Source organism: Streptococcus cameli (genome assembly GCF_053207365.1).
This window is the reverse complement of record NZ_JBRUIM010000001.1, coordinates 706,127-728,567: the sequence shown is the minus strand read 5'-3', so window position 1 is coordinate 728,567 and position 22,441 is coordinate 706,127. Positions and strand designations below refer to the sequence as shown.

Annotated in this window: 19 protein-coding genes; 2 read left to right on the top strand and 17 right to left on the bottom strand. The window is 43.7% G+C overall.

What is annotated here, in order from left to right:
* Positions 1-23: 23 nt before the first annotated feature.
* Positions 24-257, bottom strand: a complete 234-nt coding sequence (locus ACVR1I_RS03660; RefSeq protein WP_447442688.1) for a DUF1146 family protein — start codon at positions 255-257, stop codon at positions 24-26.
* Positions 258-414: 157 nt separating this feature from the next.
* Between ACVR1I_RS03660 and ACVR1I_RS03655 the strand changes: the two genes are divergently transcribed.
* On the top strand, positions 415-741 hold the full coding sequence (locus ACVR1I_RS03655; RefSeq protein ID WP_447442687.1) for a hypothetical protein: 327 nt from the start codon (positions 415-417) through the stop codon (positions 739-741).
* Between the two features lie 30 nt (positions 742-771).
* On the opposite strand, the gene ACVR1I_RS03650 is transcribed toward ACVR1I_RS03655, so the two are convergent.
* The 15 genes from ACVR1I_RS03650 to ACVR1I_RS03580 all read right to left on the bottom strand — a co-directional run bounded on the left by ACVR1I_RS03650 (position 772) and on the right by ACVR1I_RS03580 (position 19,329).
* A complete protein-coding gene (locus ACVR1I_RS03650; protein ID WP_447442686.1) occupies positions 772-1,977 on the bottom strand; it encodes a TPM domain-containing protein in 1,206 nt (401 codons plus the stop codon).
* A 13-nt stretch (positions 1,978-1,990) separates the two neighbouring features.
* A complete protein-coding gene (locus ACVR1I_RS03645; protein WP_447442685.1) occupies positions 1,991-3,085 on the bottom strand; it encodes a TFIIB-type zinc ribbon-containing protein in 1,095 nt (364 codons plus the stop codon).
* A gap of 30 nt (positions 3,086-3,115) precedes the next feature.
* Positions 3,116-4,273 (bottom strand): SPFH domain-containing protein, encoded by a 1,158-nt coding sequence (locus ACVR1I_RS03640; protein WP_447442684.1) that lies wholly within the window; start codon positions 4,271-4,273, stop codon positions 3,116-3,118.
* 201 nt (positions 4,274-4,474) lie between these two features.
* Positions 4,475-5,392 carry a DUF4300 family protein gene (locus ACVR1I_RS03635; RefSeq protein ID WP_447442683.1) on the bottom strand — a complete coding sequence of 306 codons (918 nt, stop codon included), beginning with the start codon at positions 5,390-5,392 and terminating at the stop codon, positions 4,475-4,477.
* A 152-nt stretch (positions 5,393-5,544) separates the two neighbouring features.
* On the bottom strand, positions 5,545-6,549 hold the full coding sequence (locus ACVR1I_RS03630) for an NADP-dependent oxidoreductase (protein WP_447442682.1): 1,005 nt from the start codon (positions 6,547-6,549) through the stop codon (positions 5,545-5,547).
* A gap of 79 nt (positions 6,550-6,628) precedes the next feature.
* The gene (locus tag ACVR1I_RS03625) at positions 6,629-7,063 is read right to left on the bottom strand and encodes an Rrf2 family transcriptional regulator (protein ID WP_447442681.1); all 435 of its coding nucleotides are present in this window, start codon (positions 7,061-7,063) and stop codon (positions 6,629-6,631) included.
* A 176-nt stretch (positions 7,064-7,239) separates the two neighbouring features.
* Positions 7,240-8,841 carry a type I restriction-modification system subunit M gene (locus ACVR1I_RS03620; RefSeq protein ID WP_447442680.1) on the bottom strand — a complete coding sequence of 534 codons (1,602 nt, stop codon included), beginning with the start codon at positions 8,839-8,841 and terminating at the stop codon, positions 7,240-7,242.
* A 127-nt stretch (positions 8,842-8,968) separates the two neighbouring features.
* Positions 8,969-9,529 (bottom strand): hypothetical protein, encoded by a 561-nt coding sequence (locus ACVR1I_RS03615; protein ID WP_447442679.1) that lies wholly within the window; start codon positions 9,527-9,529, stop codon positions 8,969-8,971.
* Between the two features lie 17 nt (positions 9,530-9,546).
* Complete coding sequence (locus ACVR1I_RS03610) at positions 9,547-10,800, bottom strand: restriction endonuclease subunit S (protein ID WP_447442678.1); 1,254 nt, start codon at positions 10,798-10,800, stop codon at positions 9,547-9,549.
* Positions 10,801-10,918: 118 nt separating this feature from the next.
* Positions 10,919-11,773: a DUF8370 family protein gene (locus tag ACVR1I_RS03605; RefSeq protein ID WP_522732207.1), complete on the bottom strand. Its 855-nt coding sequence runs from the start codon at positions 11,771-11,773 to the stop codon at positions 10,919-10,921.
* 819 nt (positions 11,774-12,592) lie between these two features.
* The gene (locus ACVR1I_RS03600) at positions 12,593-15,592 is read right to left on the bottom strand and encodes a type I restriction endonuclease subunit R (RefSeq protein WP_447442676.1); all 3,000 of its coding nucleotides are present in this window, start codon (positions 15,590-15,592) and stop codon (positions 12,593-12,595) included.
* Positions 15,593-15,801: 209 nt separating this feature from the next.
* On the bottom strand, positions 15,802-16,854 hold the full coding sequence (locus ACVR1I_RS03595; RefSeq protein ID WP_447442675.1) for an LLM class flavin-dependent oxidoreductase: 1,053 nt from the start codon (positions 16,852-16,854) through the stop codon (positions 15,802-15,804).
* Positions 16,855-17,050: 196 nt separating this feature from the next.
* Positions 17,051-17,350, bottom strand: a complete 300-nt coding sequence (locus tag ACVR1I_RS03590) for a rhodanese-like domain-containing protein (RefSeq protein ID WP_447442674.1) — start codon at positions 17,348-17,350, stop codon at positions 17,051-17,053.
* A complete protein-coding gene (locus tag ACVR1I_RS03585) occupies positions 17,343-18,995 on the bottom strand; it encodes an FAD-dependent oxidoreductase (protein ID WP_447442673.1) in 1,653 nt (550 codons plus the stop codon). Before ACVR1I_RS03585 ends, ACVR1I_RS03590 begins: the two co-directional genes overlap by 8 nt.
* Position 18,996: 1 nt before the next feature.
* Positions 18,997-19,329 carry a rhodanese-like domain-containing protein gene (locus tag ACVR1I_RS03580; RefSeq protein WP_447442672.1) on the bottom strand — a complete coding sequence of 111 codons (333 nt, stop codon included), beginning with the start codon at positions 19,327-19,329 and terminating at the stop codon, positions 18,997-18,999.
* A gap of 156 nt (positions 19,330-19,485) precedes the next feature.
* Here ACVR1I_RS03580 and ACVR1I_RS03575 point away from each other — a divergent pair, with 156 nt between their 5' ends.
* On the top strand, positions 19,486-19,746 hold the full coding sequence (locus tag ACVR1I_RS03575) for a metal-sensitive transcriptional regulator (RefSeq protein ID WP_104967803.1): 261 nt from the start codon (positions 19,486-19,488) through the stop codon (positions 19,744-19,746).
* A gap of 44 nt (positions 19,747-19,790) precedes the next feature.
* Here the strand turns inward: ACVR1I_RS03575 and ACVR1I_RS03570 are convergent, their stop codons facing one another.
* Complete coding sequence (locus ACVR1I_RS03570) at positions 19,791-22,331, bottom strand: M1 family metallopeptidase (RefSeq protein WP_447442671.1); 2,541 nt, start codon at positions 22,329-22,331, stop codon at positions 19,791-19,793.
* Positions 22,332-22,441: the final 110 nt, after the last annotated feature.

Below are 22,441 nucleotides of genomic sequence, written 5' to 3'. Positions count from 1 at the left end.
CCTTTTCTATCTATTTCACGTTACTATTTCTCTAAAAAAAGAGAGGCAAATTGTCGGCTGATGGACATAATATCCAAAAAGAAATTGGAGACCAAATAACCAAGGGCAATCGCCAAAAACAAAAGCAATAAAGAAATCTTCTTTTGATTCTCAGCTGTTCCCTTTACAAAACGTCCCCAATCAATCACTCCTCTTAACAAGAAATGTGATAAATAGATAAATAGAAGATGACTAAAAAATCGAAATAATATCATCATGCACTCATTATATCAGAATTTTTATTGTCTGGCTAATTCAAAATACGCCTTGTTCTATGCGAAAATAAACAAGTGGAATCTTAATAAGCACTTGATTTTCAATCTCCTTTGGTTTACAATAACAGTATATTAAATTTACCAGAAATTGGAGAGACTCATGTATATTCTTACACTTGTCCTACTTGGACTATATGTTGCTATTGTCTTATTAAGTGCTTTTTTGGGTGTCAAAACCAATATCATTTCGACACAAAATTTGATTTGGACACTAGTGTGGAGTTTTATGATTGTCATTTTCAGCATCACCTACACTCGCACTGGTAACATCTATTCACTGGCTGGTGTGGCCGCTGGTTTATTTGGGTATTCATCTGTTGCTCTTCGAAATGCACAAGCTCTTCGACAAAAACCACAGTTGAAACACCACCTCATTCGGATGGGAATCCACCTTCTCTTTCTAGCCTTATTATACTTTACAAAATAAAGCTTCCAGTAAATCTGGAAGCTTTTTTCTTTAAAATTTTCCTCCATGACCACCATGGGAGATTCCCAATGAGGAGATATGGCGACTCGAACCTCCTCGTCGACCGCCTTTATAATTACTTGCAGTTCGAGGAATAGCTTGACGATAGAATCGTCTATACCGAAAAATATTTTGAGAGTGTGTCATGGTCATAGCATCCGATGCAACATATTCATCTGCATGATTTTTCCCATGAACACTAATCAATTGATTCTTCATTCCAGAAGTAACTCCGAATGCAGCAAATAAAGCCAATACAACCGAAATTGGTGCTAAAATCAACCAAATCAGAGGATTGCGTGGCATATTTCCAACATCATAAGGCTTACCCGTGGCTGCCTGTGTTAAAAATTGATCCGCTAGGTCTGCAAATGCTGCAAAACCATTCGCATAATGCCCATCGCTAATATCACTTAAAAAATGATTTTCCATGTACTCTAAACCAGCATCGGTAAAGTTGTCAATGGCAGAACCCGCAGTCGTAATGTGCCAATCACGATGTTCCATACTAATTAACAGTAAAATACCATCTTTAGTTGCCCCTTGACCGTAACCATTTTGGTCATAAACTGCATCTGCATAATTCATTACATCTTGACCATTCAAGCTGCGAATCGTGACCACAGCGACATCTGTTTTATGGCGCTTACTCACCTCAGTCAGCTGTTCAAGCAATTGCTTTTCTTCCGTATCTGAAAGCAAATCTGCTTGATCAACCAATAAAGAACCGTTGCTATTTAAAACAGTTGGTGTTTTTTGGGTAATCGGCACTTGTTCTTCAATTTTACTAAGTGTTTGGTTGATTTTTTCCTCTAGTGTTTGAGCAGATTGATAAGTGGATAAAAATTCATCTAAAGCCGATTGATTAAACGAATAGGAGGAATCTTGAGTTCGGTAACCAATTGCAACTTCACTGCCATCTGGATTGCTGACAAAAATGATTCCCTTATCTTGACCAATATAATCCTGATAGAGTTGATTAGCCGTCTCCTGCAACGGAACCTTCTCGTCTACACCGATGAAATAAACGGAAAAAGAATAGAGACTATTTAATGTTGAAATCCTATCTTCTACTGTTTTTTCAACGCCTGGTGGTAAGGATATGTTTCGTATATTTCCAATTGAATCCGCAAAAAGTGAGGGACTTAGGGTAAGACAAAGGAGCAAACTAGTGAAAAGTGTCAGTATTTTTTTCATTCTTTTTCTCCTCTCATAACACATATATCAACCAAGAAATCCCCAGAGAAATAGCTAAAACCACTAAAAAAACCAGTAGAAAATATTTCCAAAATTGTTGCTTATCAAGTGGCAAATCACCAACAAACTTCCCAGTTTGACCATTCATTGCAAACAAGTACGATTGATTTTTCCACGAGGTATGGAGTAACCAAATTGGCAATAGAATGTATTTGCCATTGGCATTTTCTAAGCGAATGCTTTCAGCTTCTTTTTGAATATCGTTGAACCCTTCCACCGTTTTCAACATCTTTCTTTTGATGGTTTCTTGTATGCGTTGATTTGCAATCGGTAACACTGCCGTTGAATCTTGGTCATATCGATCCGCTAAAAAACCAGCTAAATAAGCAGTTTGAAAATCGATAGCTTGGGTCAAATCAAACGGTTCAATGGATTCAATTAAGGCATTGTCTATCTTGCTCGAGGCATCAACAGGGACCGATGAGAAGCGGATTTCTGCCGAACGATGAAGCAAGAAGTGATTAACTTCTGTATAATTGTAACGGCCGTCTGACCACATTCGCTTGCTGTTGCCTTGATAACGAACATCCACTGAAGCATCAGTATCAAAGACCCAAAAAGGAACGTACAAACCTTTTATTTCATTAATGTGTTGTTCATCTTTAAAAACCTTTGGTAGTAAACGTTTCCCTTTTACATGCTGATGCAATTGTGCCACAGCCTCTTCCTTGCTTAGTTGAAAAGGAATGAGAGATTCTGGCCGTAAAGGACCACTAACCCTTTCTTTTAACACAACTGGATTGTCACAATAGGGACAGCTCGTTGCCACTGTCTGAGAATCTGTTATCAATTCTCCAGCACAGGATTCACAAACATAGACCTGTAAATTATCTTCTACTTCTGACCGATACCGGTTTGAATCGAGTTTTTGACTCTCTTCTGTCAACTCAGCCGAGGCTGGCAATTCCTGTAATGCTGCATCGAGCTCTCTTAAACTTTCTAGTTCGATCTCTGCATCACAATAAGGGCATTTCATCTTTTGAAGACGGGAATCAAAATGGATAGCGCCGTCACAATTGGGACATTTAAATTCGATTATTTCTGCCATTTATCCACCTCCTCCCAGTAATCATCAGCCTTAAAAGGCTTTTCCACATTGTGGACAAAAACGAGGCGGTTGGGCTGGATTGTCCACTTTCCAGCCACAATTGCTACAAAAATTCACAACTGTCCTATTTGCAGGAGCTGTTGGGGCTGCTTGTCCTTGAGCAGATGCTTGGGTAGCTTGTTGTTGCCCCATTTCATATAAGGCCTTGGTATCTATCCCTCCAGCTTGTTGAGCCATCCCCATGCCCATATAGCCCATAAAGGCGCCGTTAGGATTTTCAGCAGCCGCCCGCATAGCATCCGCACTTGCAGCTGTCATGGCTGCACCTGCCATTGACGGGTCACGGTAAATCGCACTCCCTTGAGCTTGGCGAATCAGTTTTTCATATTCTTCTGTCAAGCTGATCGGGTTCATGGCAACAGAGACAACCGAAATCCCGCGAGTTTCTGCCCATTTATTGGTCAAGGCCTCGTTCATGGCTTGTGAAATCTCTTCTGCATGTGCTGGAAGAGCACTTGGACGGATTTCTAAAGCAGAAATTTTTGCCAAGGCAGGCTGCAATGCACTGATAAACTCTGTTTTGAGTTGTGCATCAATTTCTTCACGCAAGAATCGATCTGACACATTTCCACAGACGTTAGTATAGAACAAGAGTGGGTTCGTGATACGGTATGAATACAAACCAGAACAACGCAATTCGACATCAATATCCAATTGAATGTTGCGGTCTACCACACGGAACAGAATCGGGCTTGGTGTCCCGAATTTATTATCCATCAACTCTTTGGTATTAAAATAGTAAACCCGTTGATCCGCCGCAGCATCGCCACCATAGGTGAAGCGTTTGCCAATTTGTTTAAAGGTTTCGGTAATGGCTTCGCCTAAGTTTCCGGTAAAAATACTTGGAGAAACAGAATTGTCGTAAGTATATTGGCCTGGTTCTGCACAGACTTCAACGACCTTCCCTTGCTCCACAATCATCATACACTGGCCATCCGCTACAATAATGCCAGATCCATCTGAGATGACATTATCACTTCCTTTAGTATTAGAAGAACGTCCAGATACTTGTTTGTTCCCTTTTGCAACTAGGACCTCTTTGTCCATGGCGTCGCACGAAAAGAACTCTTTCCATTGGTCAGCCAGAACACTTCCCACTGCACCTGTTGCTGCTTTAATTAATCCCATCGTATGCCTCCTTTATTCTTTGCATCGTTGTTTCCTGTTAAACTTTATTGAAAACGAAGTGAATCCCTTCGATACCGTTTTCATTATTACTATTATACCTTTTTTAAAAGGTTTTGTCTGTTGGGAGCTTTGTCTATACTTTTCCATTTGTTTATAAAAAAGCATTGCAAATAAAATCAAAAAAACGCCCAAAGGCGTTTTCTATTTTGTAGAGTTCGAATGGACTGATTTGTAGGTCTCCAATAGCTGGCCATTTTCAAAAATCAAGGGTTTAAAAGCGTCAGAATTTTCTTCTTCATAATAATGCATCAAGTAAGTATTGAGGTCTTCTTTGGTCTCAAAGCGCAAGACTTGGTAGGGTTCTTCAAAGGAAATTTTCTCAATAAATTGATAGCCCTCACCATCTTTAACCAATACACCAACATGCCCCACAAACAGTCGAACATAGTCTTCTTCCAGGTCATCTAAGAACCAAACGGTTACCATGCTGGTATCTCCTAAGTCAAAAGCAATGCCTTGAGACTGATAGTAAGACTGGATTTGTTGAATGTATTCTTCTTGAGAGAGATCGACTTCTGATTTGACGGCACTAAAGAGGAGGTTAAATTCTTGGATTTCTTCCTGGCTAAAGGTGTGTTGTGGTTTTTCTGCACTGTCAAAAGCAGCCTGGTCCATAAACAACAATTTGGTATCTGGATCTTGACTTGGCTTAAAAGTGATTTTGTCCTTTAAGAGGGTATAAGTCGTCAAGCGACAATTCATACCCGGTAAAAACGGCTCTTTTTCCATCCATTTTTCTGCAATCTCACCAGAGTTGTAGAGTTTTTTTCCACCCTCTAAGGCTTCATAACCGGTTTGGACCATTGATTCATCGCCCACCAGAGCATTGTAATGGAGAACCTGACCAAAAAATTGATGAATATTTTCTTCTGGTAAACTGTTTCCTAACAAAACCCTTAGGTTATCCTGCGTAGCTTGGTCCATTAGATTTGACAGTTCAATCTTAGCTGGGAATTCATTAGACGACTCACTGCTGACATTTTTCCCAAGAGAACAGCCACCTAATATAAACAAAACAGATACCATCCATACAAAAAATTTACGAAATCGAATAAACATCGGGAAACTCATCCTTTAACAGTATTTTCTAAACCTCATTGTACCATAAAAAGAAACAGCCCAACACTTACACTTTTGTAAGAGTGTTTAGGGTAAGTTGTCTTTGGAAGAAGGCTTTAATCTTCAGGTCTCGCAGGTAATCATTCATGAACTCATCTGCCAACAGTCAAAACCGTTTTTCCGCTGGAACGCCCATTAGCAACCTTTTCCAGAGTAGCATTGACCTCCTCAAATGGGTACACACTATCAATAGATGGTTTGAGTTTCAGACTCTCTAAGATATCAGCGACTTCTTGGAGTTGGGCCCCATTGCTCTCCACAAAGATGAAATCATAGCGGACACCGTAATTTTTTGCCATCTTATCAAAGCTTCGACCCGCCAGTCCAAAAAGAATTTGTTTCCATTTTGGCAGCTTCATTCGTTTGGCAAAAGCACCATTCGGCATGGCACGGAGCGAGACCAGATGTCCTCCTTTTTTTAGGATAGTCATCTGTTTCTCTGTTTCCTCGCCACCCAGGGTGTCAAGGACAAGGTCCACTTCGCTCAGCACTTGGCTATAATCCTCTGTCTGGTAATCGATAAACTGATCTGCACCGAGGGCTAGGACACGCTCCTCATGACTTCCATTGCCATTGGTGATGACGCGCAAGCCTTTGGCCTTAGCAAGGGGAATCGCCATCCCACCAACTCCTCCGGTCCCCCCAGAGATGAAGAGGGTTTGACCAGCATTGGCCTCCATCAGATCAAGGGCCTGCATGATGGTGAGTCCCGTCAAGGGAACCGCTGCTGCTTCCACATCTGTCAGGTAAGCAGGGACATGGGCAAGGGCTGCACTATCGACAGCGACATACTCCGCAAAGGCGCCGATCGCATCCAAGGGCAAGCGGGCAAACACACGGTCTCCCTGTTCAAACCCTTGAACGGCTACGCCGACTTCTTCGACCTGACCAACAAGCTCATTACCTGCAGTTTGGGGCATCTCATAAGGGACGATCATCTTGACATCGCCACTGGAAATCATATTGTCCAGAGGGTTGACACCCGCTGCGCTGACCTTAACCAAGACCTGGTTAGGTGAAATCTCAGGAATGTCACTGTCTGTAAGGGTAAGAGCGATGGCTTTTTTGTTGTAGGTGGTATGTTGTGCTGCTTTCATGGATTTTTCCTTTTACACGTTTATGATATACTTGTATCTGATACAAGTATGGGTAAAGTGATTTAAAACATTCTTTTGATTAAGAATGTTTGCTTTGACCAGCTTGGTCATAGAGATTTTGGATGACGTCAGCCAGGCTATGCCCCTTTAACTGTTTAGTCAAGGCAGCTTCGATGTCCGAAAAGACCGGCGTCAGCGCTTTATCAATGTGCCGTCCGACCGGGCAGTCTTCATTGGGAGACTGGTGGACCTGAAAAAGCTTGATCTGACTTACCTCTTGAGTCGCATAGTAAACTTCCAAGAGGCTAATCTCTGAAATAGCCTTGGTCAGCTGGTAGCCAACCTTGCCCTGATGGGAGGCAATCAGTCCTGCTCCTTTTAAGAGCCCGATGACCTTGCGGATATAGCTGGCATTGGTGCCGACACTTTCCGCTAGAGCCTGAGAGGATAAGGTTTTCTGACTCTCTGAAATCATAGCCAAAATGTGTAGGGCCACAGAAAATTTGGTATCCATTTTACGAATCCTCTTTTCTAACTTGTTCTTGCTTGTGATACAAGTATAACTGATAGCGAGAAATTTGTCCAGAGATTTACTCTATTTCTTTGAAATGATTCCAAAATCAAAAGCAACCCCTCCTTTAGAATTGCGTCTAAAGGAGGGGAGTCCATAACAATGCTTTCAAATCCTCTCTACCCCTTAAATTGCTCCAAGAGGGCTTGAAGGTCTTGGCTGGCTTCTGGCGTCGTGCCTTTGAGCTGGCCAAGCATGTCAATCAGGCTGGCCGTTTTCTCCTCAATCACTTGGTTGGTCGTGTTGATATTGGTCACGATTTCAGCTAGTGGTGCTACTTCTTCCTCTTCAAAGGTATCAACGTAGCGTGGGATATTAAGGTTAAAGTCATTCTCCTGAATCTCCTCAAAGCTAGCCAGATGGGCAAGCTTATCGCTATCCTGACGAGACTTGTAGGCCTCAAGGATTTTCTCGATGTGCTTGTCTTCCATGAGGTTTTGGTTTTTACCCTTGGTAAATTCCTTCGAAGCATCAATGAAGAAGACATCACGGTTGGTCCGGTCTTTTTTGAGAATAATGACTGTGGTCGGAATACTGGTGTTAAAGAAGATATTGGCAGGCAGACCGATGACGGTGTCAATGGCCCCTTCTTCTAGCAGGTGCTGACGGATCTTGCCTTCTGCATTGCCACGGAAGAGCACCCCATGGGGTAGGACGATGGCCATAACCCCGCCATCTTGCTTAAGGTGGTAATAGCCGTGCAGGAGAAAGGCAAAGTCAGCCTTAGACTTGGGAGCGAGGGCACCAAATGCCGAGAAGCGAGCGTCTTGCAAGAACCCACTGTCTGCAGACCACTTGGCAGAATACGGTGGGTTCATGAGCACCCCGTCAAAGTTGGTCGGCTCCTGGGTTGGCCAGTCTTCGTCCAAGGTATCGGCATTGTGCAGGTACTGGTTTTCAATCGGAACCCCGTGCAGAATCATGTTCATGCGAGCCAGATTGTAGGTCGAGGTGTTGAGCTCCTGTCCAAAGTAGGAAATGGTATTGGGCTCTTTGCTATAGCGCTTGGCGTTTAAGAGGAGGGAGCCAGACCCCATGGTCGGATCGTAAAGGGTAAAGCCTTTCTTGTCCTCGCGACCAAGGAGAGCAATCTGGGTCATGAGCTTGGCCACAGGTTGTGGCGTGTAGAATTCCCCAGCCTTCTTGCCCGAGTCGGTCGCAAACTGACCAATTAGGTACTCATAGGCATCCCCCAACATGTCGCCAGCGTGTCCAGCGACATCGAGCGCCGCCAACTCTTTCATGACACCCGAGATGGTTTGGTTTTGCTTTTGCGGGGTTGCTCCAAGCTTTTTAGAGTAGAGATCAATGTCCTCAAAGAGATTTTCAAAGAGCTCATCGTCTTGCTCAATATTGCGGAAGCCCTGTGCCAAATCCTCTAGCTGAAAAGTTCCTTCATTGACCCGATTGACCAAGGCTGTGAAGGTCAAGTCCGGTGCTATGGCATAGCTCATCTCATCCTTGATCACAGCGACCAGGTCCGCATGGGTCTCCTCGTCCTCGTAATAGCCCCGGTAAAGGTCCAAGGCCTGCTGCAAGTCCTCGGTCGGCTCCTCCATGGTCTTTGCCACGAAAAAGAGCATCTTGTCAGACAAGTACTTGTAAAAGACCATGCCCAGGAGATAGGACTTGTAGTCATTGGCATCCATCTTAGAGCGGAGCACATCCGCTGAGTTCCACAACGCCTGATAAAGCGCTTGGGAAGTTTGTGTTTGTTCCATGTGTGTACTTTCTATATCTAGTAAATTTAGTTTAGAAATTAGCTAAATCTTAAAAATAAGCTAACACTCACAAAATGAGCAGATTTTTGAGCTAATCTGTGATCCTTTTTATTATAGAAGACTATAGTTAGATCTTAAAACTATTATTTAAATTCAGCTCATCTATCAATTTATTATTAGCTTCAGCAAATTTACGTTGGTTAGCACTAAAATCATTGAGCTTCATTTCAAACCAGTACTTAGGACTGACTGCAACTGAAGTTACATCGTATTTTATCTGTGTGGCTAGTAAAATCAATACTGACATCATTCGATAATTATCTCGATTACCTTTAAGTTTTGCTGCTTCATAATTTTCTTTTTGCATTAGTGATGCTATTTTTATGGCATCTATAGACCCGTAAGAATAAATTGTATTCATCAATTTTTTAAAATTCTTAAGGTTATCTTCTTGTTTCATCTTTTGCTGTTTATTATTTAAAGATTCAGCATCCATCATATTATCGAAAAGTGATAGCACTTCATACGGAATTGTAGACATTTTTTCTAAAGCAACTGTATCTCTATTCTTTTCAAGTTCATTCCTAAAATTCTTTTTTAAAGAATGTGTTGTAATAAAGAAACCAATTAGTGATACAGCGCTTGGAACACCTGTTGTTATAAATGTATTAATCAAATTTTGGTTCATATTTTATTTTCACCTATTTAAACAAACATATCCTGTAAGAGCTTTTTCTTCAAAGTTTCAAGTTGAGTGATTTTTTCTTGGCATGATGAGATAAGCTCGGCTAAATTTTTAAAGAAACTAGCAATTGCTTTTTGCTCTTGCAACGATGGAATTAAAAATCTATATTTTTTAAAATCCACTGTAGTAAAACTAGCCTGATTAACAGCTGGTTTTGTAATAGATTTTATAAAATATTTATAATTTGATTTAAATGTTAAAAGGAATACAAAATAGGCATCAACATCATTAACTAACGACATTTTTAGAATGTTTGTCGTATAAATAGTGTCCCGATTAGGCTCCTCTGTAACATATGCTGCAGTTCCCATTTTAGCTTCACTATTAATAAAATTTATCAATATATCGTCTTTATGAATTAAATAATTTTCTGTCTTCGCTCCACTAGGGTCATTTTTATACCAATATTTTATTGCATTGTTTAAATCTAATTGACCATTATTAATATTATTTGCTCGCACAACTGGTAATCCAATGTCATTAGTAGACAACTCACGAGATAATCCACTTTTTAAACTATAAATTTTTTCTGATATTCCAACTTCCTCCCACTCGCCATCAAACCCATCTAAGCGGATTTCAGGCGTGGTCTGTCCTGCCTTTGGAAACATCTTGGACAACATGGTCGCCTTAAAGGCTTGATAGTTGGCCAAATTATCCTTATAGGCAGATAAGAGCTCGTCAAGCGTTTGGAAGAGAGATCCGATGGCAGATTGTTCAGGGAGGGAGGCTACACTAAGGTCTTGTTTCCCCAATGAGGTTTGATTTATACTTGCTTGACTTACTGCTTGGTTAGCATGTGAACGAGCCCATGCACGTTTCTCATCAGTATTTAATTGATAAAAGAGAAATTCGGCATTGAATTGTGATTTATGAACTAACCTTAGTAAGTTGATACCATGATAAATTATTTTATCAACATTAAATAAAGCAACTTTACCAATATGAGATATCGAATTAATATTACTATATAAGATGTCTCCCCTATTTAATTTATAATTTTCATTAGGAAGGATATTGGAGAAACCTAATTTATCAATATTTACTTTGCCATCAGCGATCGTCTCTATTCTAGTAATATAATATTTACCATCATTTAAAGATGAATCACCAGTAAAGCCCGAGGATACATAAAAAACTTCTTTTATTTTTTTTTTATCCCAATCTTTATCAAAATCTTTGAATCTGAGTTTGGGTGTGTTTTTATTTTCCATACTTTTTCTACTTTCTTAAATCGACTCTCCTTCATTATACCAATTATTTCTGATAATTTGTGGATAAATAAAAAACCATCTTCAAAAAGATGGCTTAGGCGCTATTCATAGTTTTAGATTAGGAGTCTTTTGTAAGTTGCTCTATCAATTGTTCATCCGTTAATGATTTAAAGCTTCGGAACCGGAGAGATTGCTCATAAAATTCCTCAAAAAGTTCCGGCAGAGCTCCTGTTGTATCCAAGATATACTCTTTTTCCTTATTAAACTTATAAGAATCAGATATCTCAAGCTGCCGTAATTTCTTTTTTGTAAATGGAGAACCGTCAGGATCTTGATAAGCTTCCTTAGTTTGGAGATGTGAAAAAATCACGGAAATATATTTTGCAGGAGTTACCTCAAACCTACGGTTAACAATAGTTTTGGGAAGTAAGATAAGCTCTTTTCCCACATAATCTAAAACATAGTAACTCTCGAAAACATCCCATTGATGTTTCTCGATATTCCAAAATTCAAACTTGGCTTTTCGAGAACTAAATGGCAAGTTGTGTATCTTAGCCTGATCTAACGAAAAAAGTATTAATTCTTTTTTTAAAATACTGATCAGTAGATCCGACATCCTATCCTTCGAGAATTTCTTGATGAACAAAGGGAGAGAAACCGGTGTTAACAACTTTTCTTTTAACCGATCTGTAGCTTTCATGACATAAGTAAAGAACTGGTCAAGCATTTCCTTTGAGACACCTGTACCTCTTGATTTACCAGAAGAATAGCCAATATGCGTAGCGTTGCACTCTTTTGAATAAACAAATAAGCCCAAAGCCTCATTTTTCTGACCACTGCTATATTTATCATAAACAGTCTGTATAAAGTCAAATACAATTTTCTCCAAGTTAGCAGGTAAAAGCAATGGATCCACAAAAAGCTTCACATCCGTTTCAACGTCAACATCTAAGAAATCCAACTCTTTTTGAATTTCTTTTCTATTTAAAAATTCAGATATATGAATAATATTTTCCTCTTTTCTATTAATTTTGTAGAAAAAGAGAGTAAAGATTCACAAAAGAGCGAGGTTTACATTTTTTTGAAATAATGATAAACTATAGTTGATTAATCAGAATTGCGCCTTGTCATGCTCTTCTTGTAATCATATACCCCATTAGACGATAGTTGTCGCTATCGTCTTTTTCTACATTTTCTATGATACTATATTGTTTCTAAAAAAACAATATCTTGTGGCAAATTAATTTTTAAATATAAAAAAACACAATATATAGTTTTTTGATTTTGAATACCCGATTTCTTTTTTTAAAAATAAAAAAGAGTGACACCCGAGGGCACCACTCATTTCAAGCGCTCTAGTCGCTTTGTTATTAATATTATTCTAACAGTTTTATGCAACAAACTCAACACAAAAATTATTAAGAGAATTATTTGCTAGATTCAGGATACACTTTGTATCTTCTGAATTGAACACGGCTTAAAACCCTGAAATTAAGATATCCTAACTGAACTCGCCTACGATGCTGTGCAAAAAGATAACCATTTCCTAGACGCAAGTCGTCTTCGTCATGGTTTCTATTTTGCTTGGCATCGCTTAACGGCTCTGTATCTTCATTAACTTTCCTATTTTCCTTTGAGTCGTTTAACGGCCTTTGTATCTTCAACAACTGAACACGAACCTAATTCCTTCGGAAAAAAGATGACTTGGCTTGTTTGCAAGCAAACAGCGCCAATTCCCTATTTTTCGGTCAGGAATTTTCGCTTTAGCGAACCGGTTCTTTGTATCTTGTTTCTACCTCCTCACTCTCAAGGGTTCGATCACATCCTCGATGAGTTGGGTGTAGGCTTTTTTGAGTTCGATTTTGTATTTGAGGGGGTTGAGGGCTTCGGCGACTTCGGTTTTATAATCTTGGTAGCGTTGGCTTTGGCTGAGTTCGCTTTCACCGAGTTGCTTGCCTTCGCCTTTGCGGTAGTTTTTGACCATGTACATGAGTTCGTCATAGCCGATATACCATTTCTTGGCCAGTTGTTTGACTTCTTTTTGGATGACGGCTTCGATCATCTGGTCCAGGATATTGGCCATGGATTGGCCTCGGTAGCTTTCGGGGTCCATCTGGATTTGGAGCCAGAGGTCGGCGATGACTTGGGCGAGGCCTGGGTTGGTCTTACCGAGGTCAGCAATATAGGCATCCACGGCTGCGATGTCTTTTGCGGTCAACTCTTTTTGGGCATCATCGTCCTGCGGGATAAAGGCTTGGATGAGGGAGATGATGTACTCGTAGTTGATCTCATCCATATGGACGGACTCGAGCTCATAGTAGATATCCAGCGGGTCCTCATCTGTCTTATCTCCGCCATCTCGTCGGCGTTTGATTTCTTCTAGAACATTTTGGTAGGTGCCCATATAGGTCTCAAGCAGGTCTTCTGTCAGGCCTGTTTCAGCAAAGACTTGCTCCTGGTTGTACTCAGAGTAGACCTTGATAGAGGCAAAATAGCGGTCAAATTCTTGGTAGGATTTGGCAAATTTTTTCAGTAATTCGTCACTGGCGCTGTCGATGTCCAGTCCCATATCACCATCCATAGCGACTTGGCTTTGGAGGTTGGCCAGTTTCTCATCGAAATTGGCCTTTTCTTCTGCCCATTCTGGGGCTAGGACACTGTTTTCCCCGCCATTAGAGTATAGACGCAGGGCTTTATCCACAGCTTCTTTGAAGGCATTTGGCGCTTGGAAGGTCACAATTTGACCGAATTTTTTAGCCTGATCAAAGATACGGTTGGTCCGGCTAAAGGCCTGGATCAAATCATGAGGCCGCATAGGATTGCGGTCGATGAAGAGGGTCGATAGACAAGGGGCGTCAAACCCTGTCAGCAGGCGGTTGACCACGATGACCAGGTCTAGCTGTTCCTCACGGAAGAGGTACTTGTCTTTTTTACGGGCTAAGCGGTTGTTAACATCGGTGTTAAAGCCTCGCAGGTCAGCTAACGTGTAGTGCGTGTCAAATTCCTGGTTATAGTCGATCAAAGCCTCTTTCATCTTGTCCTGATTAAGCGTAGAGTCTTCCTCGTTTTCCGTCACGGAGTAGGTTATGGTGAACTTTGGAAAGTCAGGTAAGGTTTGCTTGGTCCGCTCGAAAATCTTGATGCGGGTCTCGCCTCGTTTGACCCGCTTTAAGAGGTCATAGTATTTTTGAGCAATGGCGATAGACTTTACGGTCAAGATAGCATTGTAGGTTTTTCCAACGCCGTTTTGAAAACCAAGTTTCCCACGCGACTGGTTAAGGATGACATCTAGGACTTCCAGCATGTGCTCCTCATCTTCATAGGCGCTGTCCGGGATATCCTCTTCAGGGACGTCTTTTGATAGCATCAGAGTATTTTTATAGTCAACTTTGAAACCGAGGACCGCCTTGTCATGGATGGCTTCCTTGACCGTGTATTCATGCAGGCGTTTGCCGTATTGTTCTTCGGTTGTTTGGGCCAAATTGCCGAGTTGTTGGCGTTTGTTTTCCGCAAAGATAGGTGTCCCTGTAAAGCCATACCAGAGGGAGTGGATAAAGAAGCTAGAGAGCTTTTGTTGGGATTGTGGCGTGACGGCCCGGTGGCATTCGTCAACGACAAAGGCAACCTTGAGTTGCTTGAGTTTCGCCGCCTCTTTGGCGTACTTGCCTTCCTCCATCTTCCGGATCATGGTGGCCAACTTTTGGATGGTCGTGACCACCACGCGCTTGTCATCAGCCACTAGGCGTTTGACCAAGTGATGGGTGTTATCCGTCTCATCGATGTCAATGACATCATTGGCTGCGTAGGAGGTAAAGCTAGAGGTCGTCTGCTGGTCCAAGTCACTGCGGTCCACGACAAATATGGTCTTGGTGATGGACGGGATTTGTAGGAGGTTGCGCGCGACCTTATAGGAGGTCAGGGTCTTACCAGAGCCCGTCGTGTGCCAGACATAACCAGACTGCTGGGACTTGCTGGCTTCTTGGACGGCTTCGATGGCATGGACCTGATACGGCCGTAATAAAATCAAGGCCTTCTTGTCATCATCGATGACCGAGTACTGCATGACCATCTGATGGGCGCGAGGGATAGAGAGGACCTCTTTGGCAAAGGCAAAGAGACCTGGCACCGGCTGATTGCTGGTATTAACCCACTTGGTGAGGAAGGTCTCATTGAGCTTGTTTTCCTTGGCGGCAGCGATATAGCGGGTATCTGTCAAGTTAGAGACCACAAACATTTGCAGGCTCGAATAAATCCCGCGGAACTTGCCTTCCCGGTCGTATTTTTGAATCTGGCGAAAGGCATCCATGAAAGGATTATTGGTACTTTTTAGCTCAATCTGAATCATGGGCAGGCCATTGATCAAGAGCGTCACATCCAGCCGTCTGTCCTGATCTGTCGGATTAGCCTTGGGGCGCTTGACCTGATGGACCACTTCATAGCTGGATTTACCACCAGCGACATTGTCCCGCCAGATGACGGATAAGCGGATGGTGCCTAGGGTCGCGTCCTCTCTTTGGACTTGGACTTTGGCAATGCCATTTTCCCCTGCCAGCCATTTGGCCGCTTCATAGTAATTGACAAAGTTGAGCTGGTTTTTGACCTGCGCCTTTTCTTGCTCGGTTAAAAGTGTGCCATTTAAAATGGCCACGTTATTCTGCTCTAGCTTGGCAAAGAAATTGTCCCAAAGGGAGTCTTCGGTCTTCAAATCCTTGCGGTAAGTCCACTGGCTGGTTCCTGTTGTCAGCTGGTCAATGAGCTGCTGCTCGATGGCTAATTCACCGGTATACTGCATATGCGATGCTTCCTTATTTCATATCTTTAGAAAATCTAGCTTTTCAACTGTTTTATTAACTGCAGAGAGACTGATTTTCTGGTCTTTTCTACTTTTTTCGTTATCTTTTATTATACCATATTTAGACACTTTTTTAGGTGTTTTTCCGTAGTTAAGCAGTAAAAAAAGCCCACAAAAGTGGGCGAAATGATTACGTTTCAGTAGTAGTTTTATTCGTCTGCAAATTCTTGATCCACGACGTCTGCCAAGAGTTGGTAAGAGTGAGCTTGGGCCTCTTGGTCAAAGATGTTGCTGTGGGCCATGAGTTCGTCAAAGTCAATTTGTTTTTGCATGGCCCTGATTTGGGCAGCCACTGACGCCTTGTCCCCGACAAAGGTGCAGGCGGTCATTTGACTGACAGCTTGTTTGATGCGGGTGTGAGAGAGTTGGGCCTTAAAGGTCACTGGTCCAAAGTGTGGCACTTCTCCTGAAGGCAAAATGGCTTCCCAGACGGCATCATCTGACTCTTTCGGTGGTTGTAATTTCTGGGCCCTGTTGGTGACAATCCCTGCAAAACTCATGGTCTGCGTGGTCGCTAAGCGTTGGGCTTCCTCGTCTGTATCGGCCATAATAACATTGGCGCAAAGAATGACATAAGGCTCAGCCAAAGTTTCAGAAGGTTTGAATTCCCTACGGTAAATGGCTATCGCTTCAATCAGCATCCGTGGGGCAAAATGGGCCGCAAAGACATAGGGCAAGCCAAGCTTGGCAGCCAGGTGAGCACTATCTGTGCTAGACCCCAAGATATAGAGTGGCACATCCAGACCAGCTGCCGGGTAGGCATGGACAGGCAGGGTGGCTTCAAAATAGCCTTGCAACTCTTGAATATCTTCTTCAAAATGGGGGTTGAGGTTGTCGGTCCGTCTGATGGCACGCGCCGTCTGTTGGTCTGTTCCCGGTGCACGACCAAGGCCCAAATCAACCCGCTTAGGATAGAGGGTCTCTAGCGTCCCATACTGCTCCGCCACGATGTAAGGCGTGTGGTTGGGGAGCATGACCCCACCAGAGCCTACTCGAATACTTTCCGTATTGGCTAAAGTCCGTTGGATCAAGAGTTGAGTAGCACTGCTGGCGATGGTTTTGGAATTATGGTGCTCTGCAATCCAATACCGCTCATAGCCCATCCCTTCGACCTTTTTGGCCAAAACCACCAAATCATCCATGGCTTCTTTGAAGCCTTGACCTTCCCTTAACGGGGCTAAGTTTAAGACTGACAGTTTCATCTTGCTTTCTCTCTTTCTTTTGAACACTTTGTTAGAACCATTCACACTAGAATACTGATTTGAAACAGCACTCAACTTTTATTAGGTTTACTATACCACTTTTTAAGATTCTTTTCTTAGCTTTGCTACGGTTTGGAAAGATTGTCCATACAAAAAACCGTCAGCCCCATAGGCTAACGGTTTTCTTTTCACTCAGTTACTGTTCCAAATCGCCTGTCCAAGCGATGGTTCCCCCTTCGACATTGGTCACATCATAGTTTTGACCAGCTAAAAATTGGCAAGCTCTGGCGGAGCGTCCCCCTGAATGGCAAATCAGGTGGTAAGGCCTGTTCTTGTCTAACTCGGTGAAACGCTCTGCTAGTTCGCTCAAAGGGAGATTTTTAGCACCAGGCACATGGCCTGCTTGGTATTCATCTACTTCACGAACATCAATAAGCGAAAGGGATTGGCTGTCAATGGCAGCCACTAAGTCTGCTAGGTGTTGGCTTTTAATCATAAATCAGGTCCTCCGGTTTGACCATTTGGTAGAGGGCATAGGCCCCGTCTAAGTTAGCAACCTCAAAGCCTGCTTGCTTGAGAATACGTTCTGCCACATAGGAGCGTAGGCCACTATGGCAGCTCACGATATAGGATTGGCTCTTATCGAGCTCTCCGAGGCGATCTCGCAAGTCATCTAAAGGAATGGCGATGGCATTCGGGAAGCGTCCTGCAGCGAGTTCACCAGGATTGCGGACATCCAGGAGCACCTTGCCCTTAGCGAGTTCATCGGAGAGGTTGTACCACTGAACGTTGTGACTCAAGCCCTGAGCCAGGTTCATGGCTGCATAGCCAATCATGTTGACAGGGTCTTTGGCAGAGCCAAATGGTGGTGCATAGGTGAATTCCAACTCTGGCAAATCCTCAATCGCGAGGCCAGCCTTTATGGCCGTTGCCAAGATGTCAATCCGCTTATCAACCCCTTTTTGACCGACCGCTTGAGCCCCATAAATCGCTCCTGTTTCAGGGTTGAAAATCAACTTGAGGGTAATGCTGGTCGCTCCTGGGTAATACCCCGCATGGTCATTGCCGCTGGTATGGACAACGGCGACTTTATCAAAAGCCTGACGGGCCACACGCTCACTCAGCCCGGTTGAGGCTGCCACCATATCAAAGACACGTACAATAGCTGTCCCGATACTGCCCTTATTTTGAGCAGGAAGCCCAGCAATCACATCAGCCACTTGACGGCCCTGGCGGTTGGCAGGACTGGCTAGGGCGATGAGGGCGTCTTCACCAGTGATTAGCTGTTTGACCACAACCGCATCGCCAACAGCATAGATATCCTCTTGACTGGTCTGATACTGCTCGTCAACTAAGATCCCACCGCGGAGGCCAAGCTCAAGACCTGCTGACTGAGCTAGTCCGTTTTCCGGTTGCACCCCGACCGACAAGATGGTCAGATCAGATGGCAGGTGGCGACCGTCTTCTAAGACAAGGGTTTTGCCTTGGTCTTCAAAGGCTTGCGCTGACTGACCTGTGATGACCCTAATTCCCTGTTTGACCAGTTCGGCTTCCACAAAGGCGGCCATTTCTTGGTCCAGAGGCGGTAAAACATGGGGAGCTTTTTCAATAAGGGTGACTTCAAGGCCTTTTTTAGCTAAGTTTTCAGCCATTTCCAGTCCGATAAAGCCTGCACCAATCACTGTTGCCACACCTGCTGTTTTTCCTTCTAACTGAGCCATTATCTGGTCCAAGTCAGGAATGCTGCGCAGGGTAAAGACATTCTCAGCCTGATCAAGTCCCGTCATCGGTGGAAGAAAGGGCTTAGCACCCGGTGACAGGATTAACTTGTCATAGCTTTCGGTATAGGTTTCTGTCTTGGTTTGGACCACGATCGATTTGTTTTCAGGGTCGATGGAGAGAACCTCTGACTCTGGACGAACATCCAAGTTAAAGCGTGCCTTGAGACGCTCTGGTGTCTGTACCAATAAGCTAGACCGCTCTGCTATTTCCCCAGAAACATGATAGGGCAAGCCACAGTTGGCAAAGGAGACATATGGCCCCTTGTCAAAAACAATGATTTCAGCGTCTTCCATAAGGCGACGTAAACGTGTTGCAGCAGACATACCGCCAGCAACACCACCAACAATCAGAATCTTCATCTTACTTTCCTCCTGTTACTTTTCCAGTATAGGCAGACATGCCACCCTTGATATTAACCACTTGACAGCCCTTCTTTTGAAGGACACGCGCCGCGCGCTTGCTCCTCACACCAGACTGACACAGGAGATAGTGGACCTGGTCTTTGACGCCTTGAAACTGAGCGATTTGATCCAGTGGGACATTGCGAACTCCCTTGATATGCCCCCTCTGGTATTCCTCTTTCGTCCGAACATCTAAAACAACTGACTTGGGGTCTTGTAAAACCCTATCTAAGTCATTGATATCTATGCTTTTTAGCTTATTTTGACAAAGACGTTGAAACAAACAGATCATCAACACTTTCCTTTCTCTATTTATATTTTGGATAACTTTATATACCCCTATGGGTATATAAAAGGATACCAAATAGTCACCTCTTCGTCAAGAAAAGACTTTCCTAATTGACAAAAATACCCCTAGGGCGTATAATGGTCCTAAAGTGAGGTTCCTATGCAAACAGATCAAAAAAATATTCTCAACCGTCTCAAGCGGGCTGAAGGCCAGCTGAGAGGCATCCAAAAAATGATTGAAGACGAGCAAGAATGCATCGACATCGTAACCCAACTGACAGCTGTCCGCTCCAGTATCAACCGCACCCTTGGCCTGGTCATCAGCACCAAGATGCACCAAATCTTTGAAGACCCCGACCAAAAACCAGAGGACTTTGAAGCTAACCTGGAACAAGTGATCGACATGATTATCAAGAAATAAGACATACTAAAACCAAGCCAGATTCTGACTTGGTTTTTTCCTTATTAGTTTTGTGCTTGAATGGCTTGGTGCACAGCATCTTTTTCGGTTTCAATCAAGGCGACGCGAGCTGCGATTTCCTTAATACCCATAGAGATGTTTCGGCTGATGGCCATGTCGCTGAGTTGTGGTTCAAAGAAGGCCTTGAACTCGGCCAAACGTTCAGCTGTCTTGAAGCTGTTGGCTGGGTAGATAACAAACTTGTCAAAGCTCATGTCCCCACCGAGCGCAGATTTGACCCAATCCCAGTTCTCACGCGCCCAAGCCCAGACAAGCTCTTGGGTAAATGGACGGCGCAGGAAGAAGGCATACCACATCGACAAGTCCTGAGGCTTGATGATGTCCTTGTCCTTGAAGCTTTCAAGGATGCGGTTGACTGTCTTCTTACTGTTGGTGCGGGCCAAGGCAGAGGCCAAGTCGCGGCGGAAGTTGTTATCGTTGGTTGCCACATAAGCCTCCAAGTATTGATCCACCAAAGCATCGGTCTCGGCATTTTTCATCTGATTGACAAGGACCAGAGAGCGAAGGCTGGCTGGAAGACTGGCAAGATTGTCTTTGTGTGCTTCGTAAAGGGCTGACGCTTTGGCAACAGCATCTTCTTGATCCGCATAGAGCAATTCGCCGAGGACGATTTGACGGATCATTTCATCTTCATCAGGCTCTCCTGCTACTTTTTCAAAGCCAAGACGGGCATAGTCAGCCGCAAAAATCTTCATCAAGAAGTCTTTGTAAGCCTTCTCGATGGCACTGCCTTCGTCCACAAAGCGGTTTAAACTAGCACTGATGTAACTAATCCCTGCAGCCACCATGTAAGATTTCTCAGCCGTCAAACCAGCAATCAAGCTAACCAGATCAGCGGTTGAAATATGGCCGGCTTCTGCCAACAAGCGACGTTCTTGCAAGACTTGGTGAACCGTTGTTGGGTCTAATGTTGGCAATTCTGCTAAGAGATTCTCCAACAATTCCCCACGGTAGTCGGTGATGTAGTGAGCGGTGTTTTCCGTGTTGAGGCGGAAGGCTCCTGTATTGGTTTTCGCAAGCACCTTGAAGTCTTCAACAGTAGAATCAGCTGTTGACAAGGTATCTGGAAGACCAGACCAGTTGCTGTTGAGCGGTACTTCCCAAATACGGCCTTTGGCTTCATGTTCCCCGATAAAGAACTGCTCTTGGCTAAGGTTCAAGGCGTTGTCTGCCACTTTAGCCCGAACCACTGGGTAACCCGGTTGCTCCAACCACGAATCCATAAAGCTGGCCACATCTTTGCCAGAGGTTTGGCTAAGCGCATCCCAGAGGTCACGACCAACGGTGTTGCCATACTGGTGTTTTTCAAAGTAGATCTTGAGACCAGCAGCAAAGGCGTCATCGCCTAACCAACGGCGAAGCATGTGCATGAGACGGCTACCTTTAGCGTAAACAATAGCTGGGTCAAAGAGAGTATTGATCTCGTCAGGATGGTTGACTTCGACATGGACTGACTGCACACCATCGGTCGCATCGCGTTTGAGCGCGTGTGGGCAACCTGTGGTCTGGAAGTCCTCCATGATGTTCCAGCTTGGCTCGATGGCATCAATGGCCACATACTCCATCATATTAGCGAAGCTTTCATTGAGCCAGAGGTCATCCCACCATTGCATGGTCACAAGATTACCGAACCACTGGTGAGCCAATTCATGGGCAATGACAAGGGCTACCTGCTGACGGCTAGAGACACTTGAGTTTTCATCCACCAAGAGGTAGATTTCACGGTAAGTAATCAAGCCCCAGTTTTCCATAGCCCCTGACGAAAAGTCAGGAAGAGCCAACTGATAAGAGAGCGGAATCGGGTACTTCACTTGGAAGTAATCCTCGTAGAAATCAATCACACGGACCGCAATGTCAAGGGCAAAGTCAAGCGAAGATGCTGGGTGTGCCTTGGTCGCAAAGATTCCCACTTCTGTGCCGCCTTTGGTTTTGGCCAGTTTAGACTGAAGGTCACCAAGACCGAAGGCCAAGAGGTAAGACGACATGCGAGGAGTCGTGTCGAAAGTCCAGACACCTGTCTCCTTACGCTCGTCGCTCTTGATTTCTGGCATGTTGGAGAGGGCAATTTCGTTTTCACTCTGGTCGAATTTAACAGAGAAGTCAAAGGTTGCCTTGGCTTCTGGCTCATCCACACACGGGAAGGCTTCGCGGGCAAAATGACTCTCAAATTGGGTCGCGATAACTTCTTTTTTGACCCCGTCAACGGTGTAATAAGACGGGTAAATCCCAGTCATATTGTCAGTGATCTTCCCTGCAAAGTCGAGGGTCAAAACCACATCACCTGTCACACCAAGAGCGATATGCATTGCTTCATGCTCATCATCCATAGTGAAGTCAAGTGATTTATCGCCAGCCTTGACAGAGAGAATCTCCAACTCGTGCTGGTGAAGGGACACCTGCTCTTTAACAGCTTCCCCTGTGATGGTCACTTGACCCTTAAAGGTCTTGGACGGACGGTCAATGTCCAAGAAAAGCTTGTAGTTTTCTGGAACAAAGGTTTCGATTAAACGTTGTACTTTTGACATACGGTCTCCTTTTCATACATCGAATCAGTTAGGGATACCTAACTATTGCTAACACCTATTGTAACACAAAATGAATATTTTTTAACTATTTGAGCGTGAGAGACAACATC

Coding starts and splice junctions, on each gene's coding strand:
- ACVR1I_RS03650 (WP_447442686.1), bottom strand. CDS start 1,977: ATGAAAAAAATACTGACACTTTTCACTAGTTTGCTCCTTTGTCTTACC.
- ACVR1I_RS03660 (WP_447442688.1), bottom strand. CDS start 257: ATGATGATATTATTTCGATTTTTTAGTCATCTTCTATTTATCTATTTA.
- ACVR1I_RS03615 (WP_447442679.1), bottom strand. CDS start 9,529: ATGAACCAAAATTTGATTAATACATTTATAACAACAGGTGTTCCAAGC.
- ACVR1I_RS03590 (WP_447442674.1), bottom strand. CDS start 17,350: ATGATTAAAAGCCAACACCTAGCAGACTTAGTGGCTGCCATTGACAGC.
- ACVR1I_RS03620 (WP_447442680.1), bottom strand. CDS start 8,841: ATGGAACAAACACAAACTTCCCAAGCGCTTTATCAGGCGTTGTGGAAC.
- ACVR1I_RS03575 (WP_104967803.1), top strand. CDS start 19,486: ATGCAAACAGATCAAAAAAATATTCTCAACCGTCTCAAGCGGGCTGAA.
- ACVR1I_RS03630 (WP_447442682.1), bottom strand. CDS start 6,549: ATGAAAGCAGCACAACATACCACCTACAACAAAAAAGCCATCGCTCTT.
- ACVR1I_RS03600 (WP_447442676.1), bottom strand. CDS start 15,592: ATGCAGTATACCGGTGAATTAGCCATCGAGCAGCAGCTCATTGACCAG.
- ACVR1I_RS03595 (WP_447442675.1), bottom strand. CDS start 16,854: ATGAAACTGTCAGTCTTAAACTTAGCCCCGTTAAGGGAAGGTCAAGGC.
- ACVR1I_RS03655 (WP_447442687.1), top strand. CDS start 415: ATGTATATTCTTACACTTGTCCTACTTGGACTATATGTTGCTATTGTC.
- ACVR1I_RS03570 (WP_447442671.1), bottom strand. CDS start 22,331: ATGTCAAAAGTACAACGTTTAATCGAAACCTTTGTTCCAGAAAACTAC.
- ACVR1I_RS03640 (WP_447442684.1), bottom strand. CDS start 4,273: ATGGGATTAATTAAAGCAGCAACAGGTGCAGTGGGAAGTGTTCTGGCT.
- ACVR1I_RS03610 (WP_447442678.1), bottom strand. CDS start 10,800: ATGGAAAATAAAAACACACCCAAACTCAGATTCAAAGATTTTGATAAA.
- ACVR1I_RS03625 (WP_447442681.1), bottom strand. CDS start 7,063: ATGGATACCAAATTTTCTGTGGCCCTACACATTTTGGCTATGATTTCA.
- ACVR1I_RS03585 (WP_447442673.1), bottom strand. CDS start 18,995: ATGAAGATTCTGATTGTTGGTGGTGTTGCTGGCGGTATGTCTGCTGCA.
- ACVR1I_RS03645 (WP_447442685.1), bottom strand. CDS start 3,085: ATGGCAGAAATAATCGAATTTAAATGTCCCAATTGTGACGGCGCTATC.
- ACVR1I_RS03580 (WP_447442672.1), bottom strand. CDS start 19,329: ATGATCTGTTTGTTTCAACGTCTTTGTCAAAATAAGCTAAAAAGCATA.
- ACVR1I_RS03635 (WP_447442683.1), bottom strand. CDS start 5,392: ATGTTTATTCGATTTCGTAAATTTTTTGTATGGATGGTATCTGTTTTG.